Genomic DNA, 18,797 nt, shown 5'->3' on the forward strand with positions numbered 1-18,797 from the left:
CCTCGTCGTGGGTCGGTGGCACCGGGGTGTGCCTACGGCGATTGATCGATCACGCTCCGCAGCCCCTGGGGGACAGGCGGGCCACGGATACCCCAGAAACAGGGTGTGATCGCGGGTGTGAGGTCGTCCTCCCCAGCGGCTCCCGCCCGGAAACCTCAACTCGCCCCGGAATCATCGAATTCCCGGGGACCGCCGCAAGGGCCCCTGCTCATGGCGAAGACCGGTGGTACGGCGCCTTACAGCCGGTTTACGAGCAGGCCGGGCAGGATGGGGATCCACAGGCAGGTACTGCGTCCGCCCAGTACCGCATCAGGCCCCACCGGGGCTCACAGGAAGGACACACCCGTGCGCGTACTCGTCGTCGAGGACGAGCAGCTGCTCGCCGATGCGGTGGCCACCGGACTGCGCCGGGAGGCCATGGCCGTCGACGTCGTGTACGACGGCGCCGCCGCCCTCGAACGCATCGAGGTCAACGACTACGACGTGGTCGTCCTCGACCGCGACCTGCCGCTCGTCCACGGCGACGACGTCTGCCGGCGCATCGTCGACCTCGGCATCCCCACCCGGGTGCTCATGCTCACCGCCGCGGGGGACGTCAGCGACCGCGTCGAAGGCCTCGAACTGGGCGCCGACGACTACCTGCCCAAGCCCTTCGCGTTCAGCGAGCTGACCGCCCGCGTCCGCGCCCTCGGCCGGCGCACCACGGTGCCGCTGCCGCCCGTGCTCGAACGCGCCGGCATCAAGCTCGACCCCAACCGCCGCGAGGTCTTCCGCGAGGGCCGCGAGGTCCAGCTGGCACCCAAGGAGTTCGCCGTCCTGGAGGTGCTGATGCGCAGCGAGGGCGCGGTCGTCTCCGCCGAGCAGCTGCTGGAGAAGGCCTGGGACGAGAACACCGACCCGTTCACCAACGTCGTCCGGGTCACCGTGATGACCCTGCGGCGCAAGCTCGGCGAGCCGCCGGTCATCGTCACCGTGCCCGGCTCCGGCTACCGGATCTGATGCAGATGACGTTCGCCCCGGCACCGCACCCGGTGCCTCCCAAACCCGCGGGGAAGCCCAGGCTGCACGAGCCGTCCTTCCTCGGGCTGCGCCCCACCATCCGGATACGGCTCACGCTGCTGTACGGCGGGATGTTCCTGATCGCCGGCGTACTGCTGCTGTGGATCATGTACCTGCTGGCCGCGCAGGCACTCGACGTCGGCAACGAACCGGCCTTCGAGATCGTCAGCGGCGAGATCCGGAGCAATGTGTGCAACCTGCCGACGCAGGCGTCCCCGAGCCGGATGAACGCCGCCATCGAGGCCTGCGTCGAGATCCAGCGCAAGCAGGCCCTGGACGAGCTGCTCACCCGCTCCCTGTTCGCGCTCGTCGGCCTGAGCATCATCGCCTTCGCCTTCGGCTACGCCATGGCCGGGCGGGTGCTGTCGCCGCTCGGCCGGATCACCCGGACCGCCCGCAACGTCGCCGGCACGGACCTGTCCCGGCGCATCGAGATGGACGGACCCGACGACGAGCTCAAGGAGCTGGCCGACACCTTTGACGACATGCTGGACCGGCTGCAGCGCGCCTTCACCGCGCAGCAGCGGTTCGTCGCCAACGCCTCGCACGAGCTGCGCACACCGCTCGCCATCAACCGCACGCTGCTCGAGGTCCACCTCGCGGACCCCGGCGCCCCGGTGGAGCTGCAGCAGCTCGGCAAGACCCTGCTCGCCACCAACGAGCGCAGTGAGCAGCTGGTGGAGGGCTTGCTGCTGCTCGCCCGCAGCGAGAACGAGATCGTGGACCGCAAGCCGGTCGATCTCGCGGAGGTCGCCAGCCGGGCCATCGACCAGGCGCACGGCGAGGCGGAGGCCAAGGGGGTGGAGATCCGCGGCGAGCGGGAGCCCGCCTTCGTCCAGGGCAACGGCGTCCTGCTGGAGCGGATCGCGCTGAACCTGGTGCAGAACGCGGTGCGCTACAACGTGCCCGAGGACGGCTGGGTGGAGGTCGTCACCGGCGTCCGGGGCGGGCAGGCCGAGATGGTGGTCACCAACACGGGTCCCGTCGTCCCGGCGTACGAGATCGACAACATCTTCGAGCCGTTCCGTCGGCTGCGCACCGAGCGGACCAACAGCGACAAGGGCGTCGGGCTCGGCCTTTCGATCGCCCGGTCGGTGGCGCGGGCCCACGGCGGCCGCATCGTCGCCGAGCCCCGCGAGGGAGGTGGTCTCGTGATGCGTGTCACGCTGCCCGTCTGAGCAGACTTCGCGGTCCGGCCGCATGTTCGCTTTACGCGGAATTTTCGGACGACGTCCCATGGCGTCACGTGTGTGATCGATCACAGACGCGAATTTCCGGCCATCCACTCTCCGTGATCGTCTCACCAGCCGGAACGCCGGTAAACGTCCGGGTTTCCGACCGGTGACATCACGGGAAGTACACGGGGTGGTGCGTGTGAAGTGCCGCCCCCGGACCGTGTACGGTCCCGTTCGCCACCCGACCCGGTCACCCGTGAGGAGTCCGGTTGGGTGTCGATTGAGTAACAGACCTTGATGTGAGGCAAAATCTCCGCCTCAGGTCGGGCACAAGTCCGGCCTCTCACGCGTTACGTGCGCTGGAGACACCGCAGACACCCAGAGGGGGAGAGCGACATGGCAACGGATTACGACACCCCACGCAAGACCGACGACGACGTCGACCAGGACAGCATCGAAGAGCTGAAGTCCCGGCGGAACGACAAGTCGACGTCCGCCGTCGACGTCGACGAATTCGACGCGGCCGAGGGCATGGAGCTGCCCGGTGCGGACCTCTCGAACGAAGAGCTGGCCGTCCGGGTGCTGCCCAAGCAGGCCGACGAGTTCACCTGCATGAGCTGCTTCCTGGTGCACCACCGGAGCCAGCTGGCCCGCGAGAAGAACGGCCAGCCGATCTGCCGCGACTGCGACTGATCCCGTACGGCCGTGGCAGACGCGACGCCGCCGCGGAAGCGACGTTTCCGCAGGAAGGGTCCGGCCGAGGCACCCAGGGGAGCCTCGGGTCCCGCAGAGGGCGCAGACGCGCCCTCCGAGCGGACTGCCCTGCCGCCGGCGGATTCTGCCCCGGATGCACGTGACGACGAGCGAGGCCTGCCGGCCTCGCTCGAGGCGCCACCGGGCGGGGCGTTGTCCGCCCCGCCGCCCGGCGGCCGGCTCATGACGGTGCGGCGAGGCCTGCGACGGGGCCGAGCGGGCGCCAGGGCCGTGATCGCCGCACTGGCGGACCAGCTCATCGACCGGGCGCCCCGGGTGCCCGTACGTGACCTGGAGACGCTCCGCAGGCAGTTCCCGGGCCTGGGGCCCGAGGAGATCGCCGACAAGCTCGTCGCGGGCGCGGCGAACGGCACCTCCGCCGTGGGCGCGGGCATCGGTGCAGCGGCCATGCTGCCCGTACCGCCCGCGATGCTCACCGAGCTCGCCACCGAGGTGGTCGGCGTCGCCGCGATCGAGCTGAAGCTCGTCGCCGAGCTGCACGAGGTCTACGGCGTCCGCGCGCCGGGGAACCTCACCGAACGCTCGATGGCCTACCTGAACTCCTGGTCCCAGGAGCGGGGCATCGACATCACCAAGCCCATGACGATCAACGCCGCCCTGGGCGGGCAGATGAGGCGCGAGTTGCGGCAGCAGGTCACCAAGCGCCTGGTCCGCAATCTGCCGAACCTGATCCCGTTCCTGATCGGCGCGGCCGTGGGCGCCACCATGAACCGGCGCGACACCCGGAGACTCGCCCACCGCATCCGCAAGGACCTGCGGGCCCGCCAGGTCCCGTGGGACGACCTGCCGGGGCTTCCTCCCGCATAGCCGCTTCGGACGGCCGCGTCTCGACCTCGGAGGGGCCGCACGGCGACCGGAGGGCCCTGCACCTCGGCCTCGGAGGGCCCCGCACAGCGACCACGGACGGCTCGCACGGCAACTTCGGAAGGGCCAGGCCCCCGATCCGGGATACGCCCTCGGACCGCCTCTGGCCGCAATACCGCTGGCTTTGCGGGCTTCCAGGGCATGCCGATCGGGGCATCGTTACAGGTCAGCACATCGCGAACCCTGTCAAGTCAGCGGCATTGCCTCTAGCCGGCCTGACGCCGCTCGCCGCCCTGCCCGGCGACGCGTATCGCGTCCAGGGCCGCTGCCAGCCGCTCCGGATGCCGCGTCGAGAGGTACAGGTACGGCGTCGGATCCTGCGGGTCGGTGACCTCCACCCGCAGCGCCGTCGGTACGTAGCTGCGCAGCAGCATGAACGCCCGCGGATCGGCCTTGTGGGAGCGCCAGGCGCGTGCCTCGTCGGCGTCCAGCACCTCGGCCGCACCGAGGGCCGTCACCGGGATCCGGGCATCGCCCGCGACGACCGAGTCCGCCACCACCCGGATCCGCGCCGAGCCGTACGAACTGACCATCGCCGCCGCGAGCGCGGTCGCGGCGACCAGGCCGCCGAGCATCGGCAGCGTGCCCAGCGGCAGCAGGATCAAGCCTCCCGAGAGGCCCACGAGGGCCGTGATCACCCACCAGGAACGGGGCACGGTCAGGCGTTCTTCGTAAGGCTGCATGAATCCAAGCTTGGCACGGGGCGACCGGCGGGTAGCCGCGCGGGTAAGGTCTGCGGCTGTGAGTGGAACTTCTGCGGTGCTGACACCGCCGGCCGACGCCGTGGCACCGGTGCGGCACCCCGATGCGCCCGCGCCCGGGGAGCTGCTCGGCGCGCACTACGGCCAGTGCTTCGGCTGCGGCGAGGAGCAGCCCCACGGCCTTCACCTGGAGGCCCGGGCCGGTGAGGGCGTACGGGTCACCGCCGAGTTCACCGTCCGTCCCGCCCACCAGGGCGCGCCCGGCCTGGCCCACGGCGGTGTGCTGGCGACCGCGCTCGACGAGACGCTCGGCTCGTTGAACTGGCTGCTGCGGGTGATCGCGGTGACCGGCCGGCTGGAGACCGACTTCGTCCGCCCCGTGCCGGTGGGCACCGTGCTGCACCTCGACGCCGAGGTGCTCGCGGTCCACGGCAGGAAGATCTACTGCACGGCGACCGGCCGCATCGGCGGCCCGGACGGACCGGTCGCGGTCCGCGCCGACGCGCTCTTCATCGAGGTCAAGGTCGACCACTTCATCGAGAACGGCCGCGAGGAGGAGATCCACGCGGTCATGGCCGACCCCGACCAGGTCCGGCGCGCCCGCGCCTTCGAGGTGAACCCCTGATGTCCGAGTTCCGCCGCCCCGTCGACGTCCTGATCCGCCGGCTCGACCCCGACGTCCCGCTGCCCGGTTACGAGCACCCGGGGGACGCGGGCGCCGATCTCGTCACCACGGAGGCCGCCGAGCTGGCGCCCGGTGAGCGGGCCGTCCTGCCCACCGGCGTCTCGATCGCGCTCCCGGACGGGTACGCGGCCTTCGTACATCCGCGCTCCGGACTGGCCGCCCGGTGCGGTGTCGCTCTGGTGAATGCCCCGGGGACCGTGGATGCCGGGTACCGTGGAGAGATCAAGGTGATCGTGGTCAATCTGGACCCGCGTGAGAGCGTGCGGTTCGAGCGGTTCGACCGGATCGCCCAACTGGTCGTCCAGCAGGTCGAGAAGGTGCGCTTCCACGAGGTGGCGGAGCTTCCCGGCTCGGCGCGGGCCGAGGGGGGCTTCGGGTCCACCGGCGGCCATGCCGCCGTGGGCGGCGCACAGGGTGGGAATCGATACGCTTCGGTCGTATCCGACCGGGAAGGACAGTGACGTGTTCGGACGTCGCAAGAAGAGCGGTTCCGCTCAGGACGCACCGCGCGAGGCCGAGCAGGTCGTCGACGGTGCCGAGGCGGACAACGGCACCACGGAGGACGCCCCCGCGCGCAGGGTGAGCCTGCCGCCGGCCCCCCGCCCGGACGGTCCGTGGGACATCTCCGAGGTCCCCTCGGCCGGTGAGGGGCGCGTGGACCTCGGCGGTCTCTTCGTGCCCGGGGTCGAGGGCATGGAGCTGCGGGTCGAGGTCGCGGGTGACGCGATCGTCGCGGCGACGGTGGTCCTGCGCGACAGCGCCATCCAGGTCCAGGCCTTCGCCGCGCCCAAGAAGGAAGGCATCTGGGGCGAGGTCCGGGAGGAGATCGCTTCCGGGATCACCCAGCAGGGCGGAGTCGTCGACGAGGTGGAGGGCCCCCTGGGCTGGGAGCTGCGGGCCCAGGTCCCGGTCCAGCTCCCGGACGGCGCGAACGGCGTGCAGCTGGTGCGCTTCGTCGGCGTCGACGGTCCGCGCTGGTTCCTGCGCGGTGTGATCTCCGGGCAGGGCGCGGTGCAGCCGCAGGCGGCCGGTCTGCTGGAGCAGATCTTCCGCGACACCGTCGTCGTCCGCGGCGATGGCCCGATGGCCCCGCGCGACCCGATCGTCCTGAAGCTGCCGAACGACGCGCAGATGGTCCCCGAGGGTGTCCAGCAGGAGTCCCAGGAAGGCTCGCGCTTCTCCGGCGGCATGGGCAAGCTGGAGCGCGGCCCGGAGATCACCGAGGTCCGCTGACCCGGGGCCCGGCGGGCCGGCCCCGCGGACCGGCGGGTCTTGCCAGACGGGCACGAACGGGCTGGTCTCGTAGGTGGGCTGGTCTCACGGACGGGCCCGAAGCCCGCGGTGGGCCGACGTCATGGATGGGCCGCGCTCCCGGTAGGGGAGCGCGGCCCATCGGCTTCCGGCCGGGGCGGTCTGACGTCAGGGTTCTGTCAAGACCACGCCTCCGCTCGTACTCCTGTCCGGTTTGTCGCACTATTCGGTCGTACAGTCGACGCAGCGTGCGCGGCAGCTGGACGGAAGACGATGAGGCATGGGACGCGGCAAGCTACGGATCTACCTGGGCGCGGCGCCGGGCGTGGGCAAGACCTACGCGATGCTCTCCGAGGCCCATCGCCGGATCGAGCGCGGCACCGACTGCGTCGTCGCCTTCGTCGAGCACTACGACCGGCCCCGCACGGAACTCCTGCTGCACGGACTGGAACAGGTGCCGCGCAGGGAGCTGGAGTACCGGGACGCGGTCTTCACCGAGATGGACGTGGACGCGCTGCTGCGGCGTCGTCCGGCGGTGGCGCTGGTCGACGAGCTCGCCCACACCAACGTCCCGGGGTGCCGGAACGCCAAGCGCTGGCAGGACGTGGAAGAGCTGCTCAAGGCCGGCATCGACGTCATCTCCACCGTCAACATCCAGCACCTGGAGTCACTCGGTGACGTCGTCGAGTCGATAACCGGCGTCCGGCAGCGGGAGACCGTCCCGGACGAGGTGGTGCGGCGTGCCGACCAGATCGAGCTGGTCGACATGTCGCCCCAGGCGCTGCGGCGCCGGATGGCGCACGGCAACGTCTACAAGCCCGACAAGGTCGACGCGGCGCTCTCGAACTATTTCCGTCCGGGCAACCTCACGGCGCTGCGGGAACTGGCGCTGCTGTGGACGGCGGACCGGGTCGACGAGTACCTGCGGCAGTACCGGGGCGAGCACGGCATCCGTTCCACGTGGCAGGCCCGTGAGCGGATCGTGGTCGGCCTGACGGGCGGTTCCGAGGGGCGGACCCTGATCCGGCGCGCCGCCCGGCTGGCGGAGAAGGGCGCGGGCGGGGAGGTGATGGCCGTCTACATCTCCCGCAGCGACGGGCTGACCGCGGCCTCGCCGAAGGAACTGGCCGTCCAGCGCACCCTGGTCGAGGACCTCGGCGGTACCTTCCACCACGTCATCGGCGACGACGTCCCGCAGGCGCTGCTGGACTTCGCCCGCGGCGTCAACGCCACCCAGATCGTGCTCGGCTCCAGCCGCCGCAAGACCTGGCAGTACGTCCTCGGACCCGGTGTGGGCGCCACCGTCGCCCGCGACTGCGGACCCGATCTCGACGTCCACATGGTCACCCACGAGCACGTCGCCAAGGGCCGTGGACTGCCGGTGGCACGGGGGGCGCGGCTCGGCCGGTCCAGGATCATCGGGGGCTGGGTGGTCGGTGTCCTGGGCCCGGCGCTGCTGGCGCTGCTGCTGACCCACACCGACGCGGACCTCGGCCTCGCCAACGACATGCTGTTGTTCCTGACGCTGACGGTCGCGGCGGCCCTGCTCGGCGGACTGCTCCCGGCGCTGGCCTCGGCGGCCTTCGGCTCCCTTCTGCTGAACTACTTCTTCACCCCGCCCCTGCACCGGCTCACGATCGCCGACCCGAAGAACATCGTCGCCATCGTGATCTTCGTGTCGGTGGCGGTGTCCGTCGCCTCCGTCGTCGACCTCGCCGCCCGCCGCACCCACCAGGCCGCCCGGCTACGGGCCGAGTCCGAGATCCTGTCCTTCCTCGCCGGCAGCGTGCTGCGGGGCGAGACCAGCCTGGAAGCCCTGCTGGAGCGCGTGCGCGAGACCTTCGGCATGACCTCGGTGGCCCTGCTGGAGCGCGCCAGCGATGTCGACCCGTGGACCTGCACCGGCAGCGTCGGCACCGCCGACCCGCCGGCCCGCCCGGAGGACGCGGACGTCGACATGCCCGTCGGCGACACCATGGCGCTCGCCCTGACCGGCCGGGTCCTGCCCGCCGAGGACCGCCGGGTGCTCGGTGCGTTCGCCGCCCAGGCGGCCGTCGTCATCGACCGGAGGCGCCTGGTCGACCAGGCCGAGCAAGCCCGCAAGCTCGCCGAGGGCAACCGCATCCGCACCGCGCTCCTCGCCGCGGTCAGCCACGACCTGCGCACCCCCCTGGCCGCCATCAAGGCCGCCGTCACCTCACTGCGTTCTGAGGACATCGACTGGTCCGAGGAGGACGAGGCGGAACTGCTGGAGAGCATCGAGGAGGGCACGGACCGCCTCGACCACCTCGTCGGCAACCTGCTCGACATGTCCCGACTCCAGACCGGCACCGTCACCCCTCTCATCAGGGAGATCGACCTCGACGAGGTCGTGCCCATGGCACTCGGCGGCGTCCCGGAGGACAGCGTCGAGCTGGAGGTCCCGGAGACCCTGCCGATGGTCGCCGTCGACCCCGGCCTGCTGGAACGCGCCGTCGCCAACATCGTCGAGAACGCGGTCAAGTACAGCCCCGGCGGAACGCCCGTCCTCGTCACCGCCAGCACCCTCGGCGACCGCGTCGAACTGCGCGTCATCGACCGGGGCCACGGAGTGCCCGATGACGCGAAAGAGCGGATCTTCGAGCCCTTCCAGCGGTACGGTGACGCACCGCGCGGCGCAGGAGTGGGCCTCGGGCTCGCCGTCGCACGCGGCTTCGTCGAGGCGATGGACGGCGCACTCACGGCCGAGGACACCCCGGGAGGCGGTCTGACCATGGTCCTCACCCTGCGGGCGGCCCCCGGCCACACGCCGTCCGACGCGGCCTCACACGCCCACTACGTCTCCTGAACCGCCCCCCTGGAACCGCCGCCCCCGGAACCTCACCCTGGAACCACCTCACCCGGGAACCACTCCCATCCTCCTGAACCGCCGCGAACCCCCTGACCGCCCCGAACCGCCCCGGAACGGCCCCCGTACGCCCCGTACGCCGCGCACAACAGAAAGGCAGGACCTCATGCCGCACTCCCCCGAGGGGGCCCGGAGAACCCCCACGAGGGTGCTCGTGGTCGACGACGAGCCGCAGATCGTCCGTGCCCTCGTGATCAACCTCAAGGCACGCAAGTACGAGGTGGACGCGGCCCCCGACGGTGCCACGGCGCTGCAGACCGCCGCCGCACGCCACCCCGACGTCGTCGTCCTCGACCTCGGCCTGCCCGACATGGACGGCGTCGAGGTGATCAAGGGGCTGCGCGGCTGGACCCGAGTGCCGATCCTGGTGCTCTCCGCCCGCCACTCCTCCGACGAGAAGGTCGAGGCCCTGGACGCCGGGGCCGACGACTACGTCACCAAGCCCTTCGGGATGGACGAACTGCTCGCCCGGCTGCGCGCCGCCGTCCGCCGCGCCGAGCCAGTCGGCGGTGTCGAGGGCAACGACGACCTCGCCATCGTCGCGACCGGCGACTTCACCGTCGACCTGGCCGCCAAGAAGGTCAACCGGGACGGCCGGGACGTCCGCCTGACCCCCACCGAGTGGCACCTGCTGGAGGTGCTGGTCCGCAACACCGGACGCCTGGTCAGCCAGAAGCAGCTGCTCCAGGAGGTGTGGGGCCCCTCGTACGGCACGGAGACCAACTACCTGCGGGTCTACATGGCCCAGTTGCGCCGCAAGCTCGAAGCGGACCCCTCGCACCCGCGCCACTTCATCACCGAACCGGGCATGGGGTACCGCTTCGAGAAATGATCACGGCAGGGACGGGGGTGCGGCGGTGATCGCGGTGCAGGTCGCGGCGGGCGGCCTCGGCGGTGGCCCACGCCACGGTCGGCGGCGGCCGCGGCGGAACGGTACGGCGCTTCACCAAAACATGATCGGCCGCAGGCGACGTCACCCCCGCCCGGTACGCTTCCTGTATGAGTGCTGAACCCCGCCCCGAGAAGCCGGCCGGACGCTTCCGGCGGATGCTCGACCGGCTGTCCTCGTCGCAGGAGGAGCTGCATTCCGCGGAGCTGCAGGAGGACACGCAGGCCACGGGGTGCATTCGTATCGCCGAGTGCAACGACCGTCAGATCGTGAGGGTGACTGGTACCTTGCGGACGGTCACCCTGCGTCCCAGGGCAGGTGTTCCCGCTCTGGAGGCGGAGCTGTTCGACGGCACCGCTCCGCTGGACGTCGTCTGGCTGGGCCGCCGCCGCATCGTCGGCATAGAGCCGGGACGGAAGCTCATAGCGTCCGGCCGGATCTCGATGAGCCACGGCCGCAGGGTGCTGTTCAACCCCAAATACGAACTCCGACCACTCGGACAGGAGTAGCCGGTGACGTCTCTCGACAAGCCGACCACCACCCCCCAGCCCGCCCAGGACGGTGACGACAGCAAGGCCGTCACCGAAGCCGCACTGTTCGAAGCCTTCGGCGGCGTCCGCGGCATGGTGGAGACCGTTCTGCCGGGCCTGCTCTTCGTCACGATCTACACGATCAACAAGGACCTGCACCTCTCGGCGATCGCCGCCCTCGGCGTCTCGCTGGTGTGCGTGGTGGTCCGGCTGATCCGCCGGGACACCGTCAAGCACGCGTTCAGCGGCGTCTTCGGTGTCGCGTTCGGTGTGGTCTTCGCGATGATGACCGGCAACGCCAAGGACTTCTACCTCCCGGGCATGCTCTACACGCTCGGCCTGGCGCTGGCCTACATCGTGACCACCCTCGCCGGCGTCCCGCTGATCGGCCTGATCCTCGGTCCGATCTTCAAGGAGAACCTCTCCTGGCGTACCAGGAACCCGGGCCGCAAGAAGGCCTACGCCAAGGCGTCATGGGCCTGGGGTCTGATCCTGCTCGCCAAGTGCGCGATCCTCTTCCCGCTCTACTGGTGGGCGGACACCACCCAGCTGGGCTGGGTGCTCGTCGCACTGAAGATCCCGCCGTTCCTCCTCGCCGTGTACCTCACCTGGGTCTTCCTCTCCAAGGCCCCGCCGCCCATCGACGTGTTCGCGGAGATGGAGGCCGAGGAGGCAGCCGAGAAGGAGCGCAAGGCCGCCTCGCAGGCGCACGACGCGTAGGTACGTCGAGGCTGCCCGCCGCGTACCGATCACCAGGCGGCGGCGATGTACGACCACGCGACAGTCGAGGTACGACGACGCGACGGCCGAGGTACGGCCATGCGACAGTCGAGCCCGTGACGGCCATGGGGCCCGGAACCATCTCGGTTCCGGGCCCCATGTGCGTCCGCGGCCGCTCGGCCGCCGACCGCCCGTCAGTCCACCGTGTCCTCACGACGCACCGACAGCAGGTCCTCCAGCTGCTCCTCGCGCGCCTGGGCCGCGACGAACAGCAACTCGTCACCGGCCTCCAGGGTCTCCTCCCGGCCCGGGGTGAGGACCCGGTTGCCGCGGATGATGGTGACCAGCGAGGTGTCCTCCGGCCAGGCCACGTCGCCCACCCGGGTACCGGTCACCGCGGACTCCGGCGGAAGCGTCAGCTCCACGAGGTTCGCGTCGCCGTGGCTGAAGCGCAGCAGCCGCACCAGGTCGCCGACGCTCACCGCCTCCTCGACCAGGGCCGACATCAGGCGCGGCGTCGAGACCGCGACATCGACCCCCCACGACTCGTTGAACAGCCATTCGTTCTTCGGGTTGTTCACCCGGGCCACGACCCGCGGCACCGCGTACTCGGTCTTCGCGAGCAGCGAGACGACCAGGTTGACCTTGTCGTCACCGGTGGCCGCGATCACCACGTTGCACCGCTGCAGCGCTGCCTCGTCGAGCGAAGTGATCTCGCACGCGTCGGCCAGCAGCCACTCGGCCTGCGGCACCCGCTCCACCGAGATGGCGGTCGGTGCCTTGTCGATCAGGAGAACCTCGTGCCCGTTCTCCAGCAGTTCGCCCGCGATGGAACGGCCCACCGCGCCGGCTCCGGCAATGGCGACCCTCATCAGTGACCGCCTCCTTCGGGACCGTGTGCGAAGGCCGCTTCGACCTTCTCGATCTCGTCCGTACGCATCATCACGTGCACGAGGTCGCCTTCCTGGAGCACCGTCTGGGACGTCGGCAGGAACGCCTCTCCCAGCCGGGTGAGAAACGCCACGCGCACCCCCGTCTGCTCCTGCAGCTCACTGATCTTGTGGCCGATCCAGGCCGGTGAGGTGTGCACCTCGGCGAGCTGCACACCGCCGCTCGGGTCCCGCCACAGCGGTTCCGCCCCGGACGGCAGCAGCCGCCGGAGCATCTGGTCGGCGGTCCAGCGGACCGTCGCCACGGTCGGGATGCCCAGCCGCTGGTAGACCTCGGCGCGCCGCGGGTCGTAGATACGGGCCGCGACGTTCTCGATCCCGAACATCTCACGGGCCACCCTGGCCGCGATGATGTTGGAGTTGTCGCCGCTGCTCACCGCGGCGAAGGCGCCGGCCTCCTCGATACCCGCCTCGCGAAGGGTGTCCTGGTCGAATCCGACCCCGGTGACACGACGGCCTCCGAAACCGGAGCCGAGGCGGCGGAAGGCGGTGGGGTCCTGGTCGATCACGGCGACCGTGTGCCCCTGCTGCTCCAGGGTCTGCGCGAGAGCGGAGCCCACCCGCCCGCAGCCCATGATGACGATGTGCACCTATCCCTACCTCGCAGTCCTGGTCATCCCGCTGACCCGCGAAAACACCCTGCTCACACTTCTCTCTCGGTCTGCCCCGGCGGCGAGGCAACAACGTGCGAAGTCACCCCGACGACGAGCTTAGGCGTCGGGGTGACCATTGCCCGCATCCAGGGCCGATTAGCCGGGCCTCCCATACCCCGCCGACGTCCAGCCGACGTCCTGCTGACGTCCCGCCGGCTTCGCTGGGCTCTGCGTCCGGCGTCCTGCCGGTTCCGCCCGGTTCCGCCCGGCGCCGGTCCGGCGTCCCGCCGGCTCCACCCCGCTCCGCGTCGCGCCGCCGACTCCTCCCGGCACCGGGCCCGATGTCCCGCCGACTCCCCTCCGGCATCCCGTCCGACGTCCCGCCGTACCCCCGGGAACATCCCGCCCCACGCCCGACCCCACGCCCAGCACCCCGCCCCACGTCGATGAGCCCGGGAGATCCGGTGATTGATGGGTGCTGGATGGGCAGCCGTCATATGGAACGCATACGATCCTCTGCGTGTCCAAACTGACCGACCTTCCCAAACGGATCCTGATCGGCCGGGCGCTGCGCAGTGACCGACTGGGGGAGACCCTCCTCCCCAAGCGCATCGCCCTGCCCGTCTTCGCCTCCGACCCCCTGTCCTCGGTGGCGTATGCGCCTGGAGAGGTCCTGCTGGTCCTCTCGATCGCGGGTGTGTCGGCCTACCACTTCAGCCCGTGGATCGCGGTCGCCGTCGTGGTGCTCATGTTCACGGTCGTGGCGTCGTACCGCCAGAACGTCCGCGCGTACCCCAGCGGTGGCGGCGACTACGAGGTCGCCAACACCAACCTCGGACCCAAGGCCGGTCTGACCGTCGCCAGCGCCCTGCTCGTCGACTACGTGCTCACCGTGGCCGTGTCGATCTCCTCCGGCGTCGAGAACCTCGGCTCGGCGATACCCTTCGTCGTGGAGAACAAGGTCGCCTGTGCGATCGGCATCATCGTGCTGCTGACGCTGATGAACCTCCGCGGGGTGAAGGAGTCGGGCAAGCTCTTCGCGATCCCGACCTACGTCTTCGTCGCCGGCGTCTTCATCATGATCGCGTGGGGAGCGTTCCGGGGCCTCGTCCTCGGCGAAGCCATGAAGGCGCCGACCGCCGGCCTGGAGATCAAGGCCGAGGAGGCGGGACTGGCCGGATTCGCGCTGGTCTTCCTGCTGCTGCGCGCCTTCTCCTCCGGCTGTGCCGCGCTCACCGGTGTCGAGGCGATCAGCAACGGCGTCCCCGCCTTCCGCAAGCCCAAGAGCAGGAACGCCGCCACGACCCTGCTGCTCATGGGCGCCCTGGCCGTCACCATGTTCTGCGGGATCATCGGCCTCGCCATGGCCACCGACGTGAGGATGGCGGAGAACCCCGCCCACGACCTGCTGAGGAACGGCACCCCGGTCGGCTCCGGCTACGTCCAGGACCCGGTGATCTCCCAGGTCGCCGCCGCGGTCTTCGGCGACGGCACGTTCTTCTTCGTCCTGCTCGCCGCCGCCACCGCGCTCGTGCTGTTCCTCGCGGCGAACACGGCGTACAACGGCTTCCCGCTGCTCGGTTCGATCCTCGCCCAGGACCGTTACCTGCCGCGCCAGCTGCACACCCGCGGCGACCGGCTCGCGTTCTCCAACGGCATCGTGCTGCTGGCCGGCGCGGCCGTCCTGCTGGTCTGGCTCTACGGGGCCGACTCGACGAAGCTGATCCAGCTGTACATCGTCGGTGTCTTCGTGTCGTTCACCCTCAGCCAGACCGGCATGGTGCGGCACTGGAACCGCCATCTGCGCGACGAGAGGGACCCCGCCGCCCGCCGCCACATGATCCGCTCCCGGGCGATCAACACCTTCGGTGCCTTCTTCACCGGCCTGGTGCTGGTCGTCGTCCTGGTCACCAAGTTCACGCACGGCGCCTGGGTCGCCCTGCTCGGCATGGTGATCTTCTACGCCACGATGACCGCGATCCGCAGGCACTACGACCGGGTCGCCGTGGAGATCGCAGCCGCGGAGGAGCGCCCGGACGAGTACGTACGCCCGTCGCGGGTGCACTCCATCGTGCTGGTCTCCAAGATCCACAAGCCCACGCTGCGCGCCCTCGCGTACGCGAAGCTGATGCGCACCCACAAGCTCGAGGCGATCAGCGTCAACGTCGACCCCGCCGAGACCGAGGCCCTGCGGGACGAGTGGGAACGCCGTGGTATCGACGTCCCCCTGAAGGTCATCGACTCGCCGTACCGCGAGGTCACCCGGCCCGTCATCGAGTACGTCAAGGGCCTGCGCCGGGAGAGCCCGCGCGACGCGGTCAGCGTGTACATCCCCGAGTACGTGGTGGGCCACTGGTACGAGCACCTGCTCCACAACCAGAGCGCCCTGCGCCTCAAGGGGCGGCTGCTGTTCACCCCCGGCGTGATGGTCACCTCCGTGCCCTACCAGCTGGAGTCCTCCGAGGCGGCCAAGGAGCGGGCGAAGAAGCGCCAGGACTGGAACGCGCCCGGTTCGGTGCGGCGCGGCCCGGTGAACGAGCGCCCCAAGGCGCCGAGCGGACACTGAGCATCCGGCAGGAGCCGTCGAGCGGGCGGCCGGACCCGGCACACCACGTAGACTGGTGGGTCGTCGTCCGGCCGCCCCTCACTTCTCTGGAGCCACCTCGTCATGGAGCAAGCACCTCAGTCCTCGCTGATCGGGGAGGAGTACGAGGTCGAGGTCGGCCCCGTCGCACACGGAGGGCACTGCATCGCCCGCACCGAGGGCGGCCGTGTGCTGTTCGTCCGCCACGCCCTGCCCGGCGAGAGGGTCGTCGCCCGGGTCACCGAGGGTGAGGAGAAGTCCCGCTTCCTGCGTGCCGACGCGGTGCGCGTGATCGAGGCGTCCAAGGACCGCGTCGAGGCCCCCTGCCCGTTCGCCGGCCCCGGCAAGTGCGGCGGCTGCGACTGGCAGCACGCCAAGCCCGGCGCCCAGCGCCGGCTCAAGGGCGAGGTGATCGCCGAGCAGCTGAAGCGGCTCGCCGGCCTCACCCCGGAGGAGGCCGGCTGGGACGGCACGGTGATGCCGGCGGAGGGCGACAAGCTGCCCGCGGGCGAGGTCCCGGCGTGGCGGACGCGCGTGCAGTACGCCGTCGACGCGGACGGCCGCGCGGGTCTGCGCAGGCACCGGTCCCACGAGGTGGAGCCGATCGACCACTGCATGATCGCGGCGCCCGGGGTGACCGAACTCGGCATCGAGAAGCGCACCTGGGAGGGCATGGCGTCGATCGAGGCCATCGCCGCCACCGGTTCCCAGGACCGCCAGGTGATCCTCACCCCGCGCCCGGGCGCCCGGCTGCCGATCGTCGAACTGGACAAGCCGGTCTCGGTCCTGCGCATCCACGAGAAGGACGGCAGCGTCCACCGCGTCCACGGCCGCCCCTTCGTCCGCGAACGCGCCGACGACCGCACCTACCGCGTCGGCATGGGCGGCTTCTGGCAGGTCCACCCGAAGGCGGCGCAGACGCTCGTCGCGGCCGTGATGCAGGGTCTGATGCCGCGCAAGGGCGAGACGGCCCTCGACCTCTACTGCGGAGTCGGCCTGTTCGCGGGAGCCATCGGCCAGCGCGTCGGCGAGAAGGGCGCGGTCCTCGGCATCGAGTCCGGCAAGCGCGCGGTGGAGGACGCCCGCCACAACCTCCAGGACCTCCCGCGCGTCCGCATCGAACAGGGCAAGGTCGAGTCAGTCCTCCCGCGCACCGGAATCACCGAAGCCGACCTCGTCGTCCTCGACCCCCCGCGCGCCGGCGCCGGCCGCTCCACCGTCGAGTACGTCTCCGGCCTCGGCGCCCGCCGTATCGCCTACGTCGCCTGCGACCCGGCGGCCCTCGCGCGGGACCTGGCATATTTCGACGAGAACGGGTACCGGCCGCGGACGCTGCGGGCGTTCGATCTGTTTCCGATGACGCATCACGTGGAGTGCGTTGCCATCCTTGAGCCGGTGGCTAAGGGCTCCTGACCTGCGGTTTTGTGCGTGCGCATTATGCGCAGTGTGGGCGTTACGGGCGATATCTTGACGCTGGAATGACGCTCGTGACGCTCATTTGACGCTCGTTCTGATGGGGTGTCAGGCGTGCTGTTGGGCAGGTCAGATCCTGTCGGGATGGCCCATGTCGATGCTGAACCGAGGGTCGGTGACGCTCTGCGCAGAGCTGCTGGATCCTGCTGGTCGGATGTCCCGGAAGAGACCAGCCAACGCTGTGACCTGCGGGGTCTCTGGCCCGAGGTCGAAGTGGTGTGTGCGTCCACGTCGATGGGGCTGGAGGAGTACGCCGATTCCATCGGAGACGCTCGCATGGTGGTCGACATGATCGTGGGCGCCCTGCAGCGAGTGCTCGTCTTTCCTGGCTGGGGCCTGGCCATCGAGCAGGACGTGCCGGATGTCGTCGTGGCGGCTTACGAGCGGCTCTGCGTCGGTGGCTTCACAAGTCGGCTCCTACCTGCGGACGTTGCCGCCCGTCCAGGCGCATGATGTCCGGACGGGCGATAGCCCTGCCCTGGTGAGCTATCCCCGCGCCCGGTTCGGTGTTGGTACAGAACCGGGCGTCGGGGATGATTGTCAGCGGTTAGTGGCAAGGTGGGAGATATGAGCCTGATCTCACTCAATCTCCTCGGAGATATGCGGCAGTTCCCAGTCGAGGAACTTCCTGCCGTAACGTCGCGCCACACCGGACGCCAGCTTCGGCGAGTGAACCTGGAACTCCGTGTGTCTGGTGACCGCCATGAGCAGCTGGAGGCCGAACTCAGAGCTGCGTCCACGGATGGGGATCCCCTAGAAGGGGAGGACACGCGTTGGTTGGTGTCTGGCAATCGGTACTCCTACACGCATGGTGCAGAGCCCCAGGTCTACACGCACCACCTGGAGCTGCAGGAAGCCGAACAGCTTGAAGCCACTGCTGTGGAAGTCGGCGATCTCGTCCTGGTTCCCACTCATTACAAGGAACGGGCTGATCCTGATGAGCCGCTGGTGCTTACGTTCGTGGTTCAAGTGACCGGGGACGCCGTCCAGAGGCTTGAAGAGATGCTCGTCGCGCGAGGGGATGACGGGTACTTCAACGTCATCCGGCAGGGGGTCAGCGACACTCCTGTGCAGATGCGATTTGGCCAATGCCTATGGGAGGAGGTTAGTCCGGGCGTGAGACGCCACGACCTGACGCTCGTGGCTGACAAGGACGCTCCCATCCAGAAGGTGTCTGGGTTTGCTCGCATCAATCAGCCTCAATTGGATCGCACAACTGAGGCCACCGTCGCAACCACGCGTGCCCTGACACTCCTTGTCGAGGAACTCCGGGCTCAAGGTGCTCTATCTGACGAGGCCGCAGCCAGGGTTTCCGAGGCGCTGGTTCCCCACGCCCTCACGTCAGGCGAACAGCGGGCGTTCAGCAAGACGTACGACCTAGATGAATACCTCGACTGACCGGTTGTGGGCCATCTGTGGGCCAGATAGGCAGAGGTAGCTCGTGACTTCTGCATAGATGGAGGTCAGGCGGTGGCTTGATGCTGCCGCAACAACGCTCTTGAAACCGTCGTGGCAGCGATGTCACCGTGGGTTCAAAGCCCACCGCCTCCGCGGTGCGGTAACCGGGTGAGCCGGGACCGGAGCTGATCCGGCCTCCGGCTCACTGCGTTCCCGTCTCCGGGGCGACGCCATGCCGCCGGCACAGTTCAGCCAAGGTCATGT

At 70.0% G+C, this 18,797-nt stretch carries 18 protein-coding genes; 15 read left to right on the forward strand and 3 right to left on the reverse strand.

Translation table 11 applies throughout. From position 1 onward, the window contains the following. Positions 1 to 345: 345 nt before the first annotated feature. From ACZ4Z5_RS09425 to ACZ4Z5_RS09440, 4 genes are all read left to right on the forward strand, one after another. Positions 346 to 999 (forward strand): response regulator transcription factor, encoded by a 654-nt coding sequence (locus ACZ4Z5_RS09425; RefSeq protein WP_468259026.1) that lies wholly within the window; start codon positions 346 to 348, stop codon positions 997 to 999. A gap of 5 nt (positions 1,000 to 1,004) precedes the next feature. Beyond that, the gene (locus ACZ4Z5_RS09430; RefSeq protein WP_468259028.1) at positions 1,005 to 2,237 is read left to right on the forward strand and encodes a sensor histidine kinase; all 1,233 of its coding nucleotides are present in this window, start codon (positions 1,005 to 1,007) and stop codon (positions 2,235 to 2,237) included. Positions 2,238 to 2,630: 393 nt separating this feature from the next. Beyond that, positions 2,631 to 2,927, forward strand: a complete 297-nt coding sequence (locus ACZ4Z5_RS09435; RefSeq protein ID WP_468259031.1) for a DUF4193 domain-containing protein — start codon at positions 2,631 to 2,633, stop codon at positions 2,925 to 2,927. A gap of 12 nt (positions 2,928 to 2,939) precedes the next feature. Next, on the forward strand, positions 2,940 to 3,815 hold the full coding sequence (locus tag ACZ4Z5_RS09440; RefSeq protein ID WP_468259033.1) for a hypothetical protein: 876 nt from the start codon (positions 2,940 to 2,942) through the stop codon (positions 3,813 to 3,815). A gap of 263 nt (positions 3,816 to 4,078) precedes the next feature. On the opposite strand, the gene ACZ4Z5_RS09445 is transcribed toward ACZ4Z5_RS09440, so the two are convergent. Then, entirely contained in the window at positions 4,079 to 4,555 is a 477-nt protein-coding gene (locus ACZ4Z5_RS09445; RefSeq protein ID WP_468259036.1) for a DUF3093 domain-containing protein, read from the reverse strand. A gap of 58 nt (positions 4,556 to 4,613) precedes the next feature. Here ACZ4Z5_RS09445 and ACZ4Z5_RS09450 point away from each other — a divergent pair, with 58 nt between their 5' ends. From ACZ4Z5_RS09450 to ACZ4Z5_RS09480, 7 genes are all read left to right on the forward strand, one after another. Continuing rightward, complete coding sequence (locus ACZ4Z5_RS09450) at positions 4,614 to 5,198, forward strand: PaaI family thioesterase (RefSeq protein WP_468259039.1); 585 nt, start codon at positions 4,614 to 4,616, stop codon at positions 5,196 to 5,198. Then, positions 5,198 to 5,719, forward strand: coding sequence for a dUTP diphosphatase (gene dut, locus ACZ4Z5_RS09455; RefSeq protein ID WP_468259041.1), 522 nt, complete (start codon positions 5,198 to 5,200; stop codon positions 5,717 to 5,719). Before ACZ4Z5_RS09450 ends, dut begins: the two co-directional genes overlap by 1 nt. Before the next feature lies 1 nt (position 5,720). Further along, the gene (locus ACZ4Z5_RS09460; protein ID WP_468259043.1) at positions 5,721 to 6,491 is read left to right on the forward strand and encodes a DUF3710 domain-containing protein; all 771 of its coding nucleotides are present in this window, start codon (positions 5,721 to 5,723) and stop codon (positions 6,489 to 6,491) included. A 298-nt stretch (positions 6,492 to 6,789) separates the two neighbouring features. Next, the gene (locus ACZ4Z5_RS09465; protein WP_468259046.1) at positions 6,790 to 9,336 is read left to right on the forward strand and encodes a DUF4118 domain-containing protein; all 2,547 of its coding nucleotides are present in this window, start codon (positions 6,790 to 6,792) and stop codon (positions 9,334 to 9,336) included. 166 nt (positions 9,337 to 9,502) lie between these two features. After that, positions 9,503 to 10,228: a response regulator gene (locus ACZ4Z5_RS09470; RefSeq protein ID WP_468259048.1), complete on the forward strand. Its 726-nt coding sequence runs from the start codon at positions 9,503 to 9,505 to the stop codon at positions 10,226 to 10,228. Positions 10,229 to 10,395: 167 nt separating this feature from the next. Continuing rightward, entirely contained in the window at positions 10,396 to 10,794 is a 399-nt protein-coding gene (locus ACZ4Z5_RS09475; protein WP_468259051.1) for an OB-fold nucleic acid binding domain-containing protein, read from the forward strand. A 3-nt stretch (positions 10,795 to 10,797) separates the two neighbouring features. After that, positions 10,798 to 11,535: a DUF3159 domain-containing protein gene (locus tag ACZ4Z5_RS09480; protein WP_468259054.1), complete on the forward strand. Its 738-nt coding sequence runs from the start codon at positions 10,798 to 10,800 to the stop codon at positions 11,533 to 11,535. A 194-nt stretch (positions 11,536 to 11,729) separates the two neighbouring features. On the opposite strand, the gene ACZ4Z5_RS09485 is transcribed toward ACZ4Z5_RS09480, so the two are convergent. Further along, positions 11,730 to 12,407, reverse strand: coding sequence for a potassium channel family protein (locus ACZ4Z5_RS09485; protein WP_468259057.1), 678 nt, complete (start codon positions 12,405 to 12,407; stop codon positions 11,730 to 11,732). Further along, positions 12,407 to 13,075, reverse strand: a complete 669-nt coding sequence (locus tag ACZ4Z5_RS09490; protein ID WP_468259059.1) for a potassium channel family protein — start codon at positions 13,073 to 13,075, stop codon at positions 12,407 to 12,409. Before ACZ4Z5_RS09490 ends, ACZ4Z5_RS09485 begins: the two co-directional genes overlap by 1 nt. 523 nt (positions 13,076 to 13,598) lie before the next feature. Here ACZ4Z5_RS09490 and ACZ4Z5_RS09495 point away from each other — a divergent pair. The 4 genes from ACZ4Z5_RS09495 (at position 13,599) to ACZ4Z5_RS09510 (ending at position 18,533) form a co-directional block, all read left to right on the forward strand. Further along, positions 13,599 to 15,644 (forward strand): APC family permease, encoded by a 2,046-nt coding sequence (locus ACZ4Z5_RS09495; RefSeq protein ID WP_468259062.1) that lies wholly within the window; start codon positions 13,599 to 13,601, stop codon positions 15,642 to 15,644. A gap of 102 nt (positions 15,645 to 15,746) precedes the next feature. Next, positions 15,747 to 17,075: a class I SAM-dependent RNA methyltransferase gene (locus ACZ4Z5_RS09500; RefSeq protein ID WP_468259064.1), complete on the forward strand. Its 1,329-nt coding sequence runs from the start codon at positions 15,747 to 15,749 to the stop codon at positions 17,073 to 17,075. A gap of 144 nt (positions 17,076 to 17,219) precedes the next feature. Further along, the gene (locus ACZ4Z5_RS09505) at positions 17,220 to 17,588 is read left to right on the forward strand and encodes a hypothetical protein (protein WP_468259067.1); all 369 of its coding nucleotides are present in this window, start codon (positions 17,220 to 17,222) and stop codon (positions 17,586 to 17,588) included. Positions 17,589 to 17,702: 114 nt separating this feature from the next. After that, entirely contained in the window at positions 17,703 to 18,533 is an 831-nt protein-coding gene (locus ACZ4Z5_RS09510; RefSeq protein WP_468259069.1) for a hypothetical protein, read from the forward strand. The last annotated feature ends 264 nt before the right edge of the window (positions 18,534 to 18,797 follow it).

It is taken from the genome of Streptomyces sp. NPDC030222 (assembly GCF_055573115.1).

What these genes read in the sequence shown, in the direction of transcription:
- ACZ4Z5_RS09435 (WP_468259031.1), top strand. Translation starts at nt 2,631, where the DNA reads ATGGCAACGGATTACGACACCCCACGCAAGACCGACGACGACGTCGAC.
- dut (WP_468259041.1), top strand. Translation starts at nt 5,198, where the DNA reads ATGTCCGAGTTCCGCCGCCCCGTCGACGTCCTGATCCGCCGGCTCGAC.
- ACZ4Z5_RS09470 (WP_468259048.1), top strand. Translation starts at nt 9,503, where the DNA reads ATGCCGCACTCCCCCGAGGGGGCCCGGAGAACCCCCACGAGGGTGCTC.
- ACZ4Z5_RS09485 (WP_468259057.1), bottom strand. Translation starts at nt 12,407, where the DNA reads ATGAGGGTCGCCATTGCCGGAGCCGGCGCGGTGGGCCGTTCCATCGCG.
- ACZ4Z5_RS09505 (WP_468259067.1), top strand. Translation starts at nt 17,220, where the DNA reads ATGGCCCATGTCGATGCTGAACCGAGGGTCGGTGACGCTCTGCGCAGA.
- ACZ4Z5_RS09430 (WP_468259028.1), top strand. Translation starts at nt 1,005, where the DNA reads ATGACGTTCGCCCCGGCACCGCACCCGGTGCCTCCCAAACCCGCGGGG.
- ACZ4Z5_RS09500 (WP_468259064.1), top strand. Translation starts at nt 15,747, where the DNA reads ATGGAGCAAGCACCTCAGTCCTCGCTGATCGGGGAGGAGTACGAGGTC.
- ACZ4Z5_RS09465 (WP_468259046.1), top strand. Translation starts at nt 6,790, where the DNA reads ATGGGACGCGGCAAGCTACGGATCTACCTGGGCGCGGCGCCGGGCGTG.
- ACZ4Z5_RS09510 (WP_468259069.1), top strand. Translation starts at nt 17,703, where the DNA reads ATGAGCCTGATCTCACTCAATCTCCTCGGAGATATGCGGCAGTTCCCA.
- ACZ4Z5_RS09475 (WP_468259051.1), top strand. Translation starts at nt 10,396, where the DNA reads ATGAGTGCTGAACCCCGCCCCGAGAAGCCGGCCGGACGCTTCCGGCGG.
- ACZ4Z5_RS09445 (WP_468259036.1), bottom strand. Translation starts at nt 4,555, where the DNA reads ATGCAGCCTTACGAAGAACGCCTGACCGTGCCCCGTTCCTGGTGGGTG.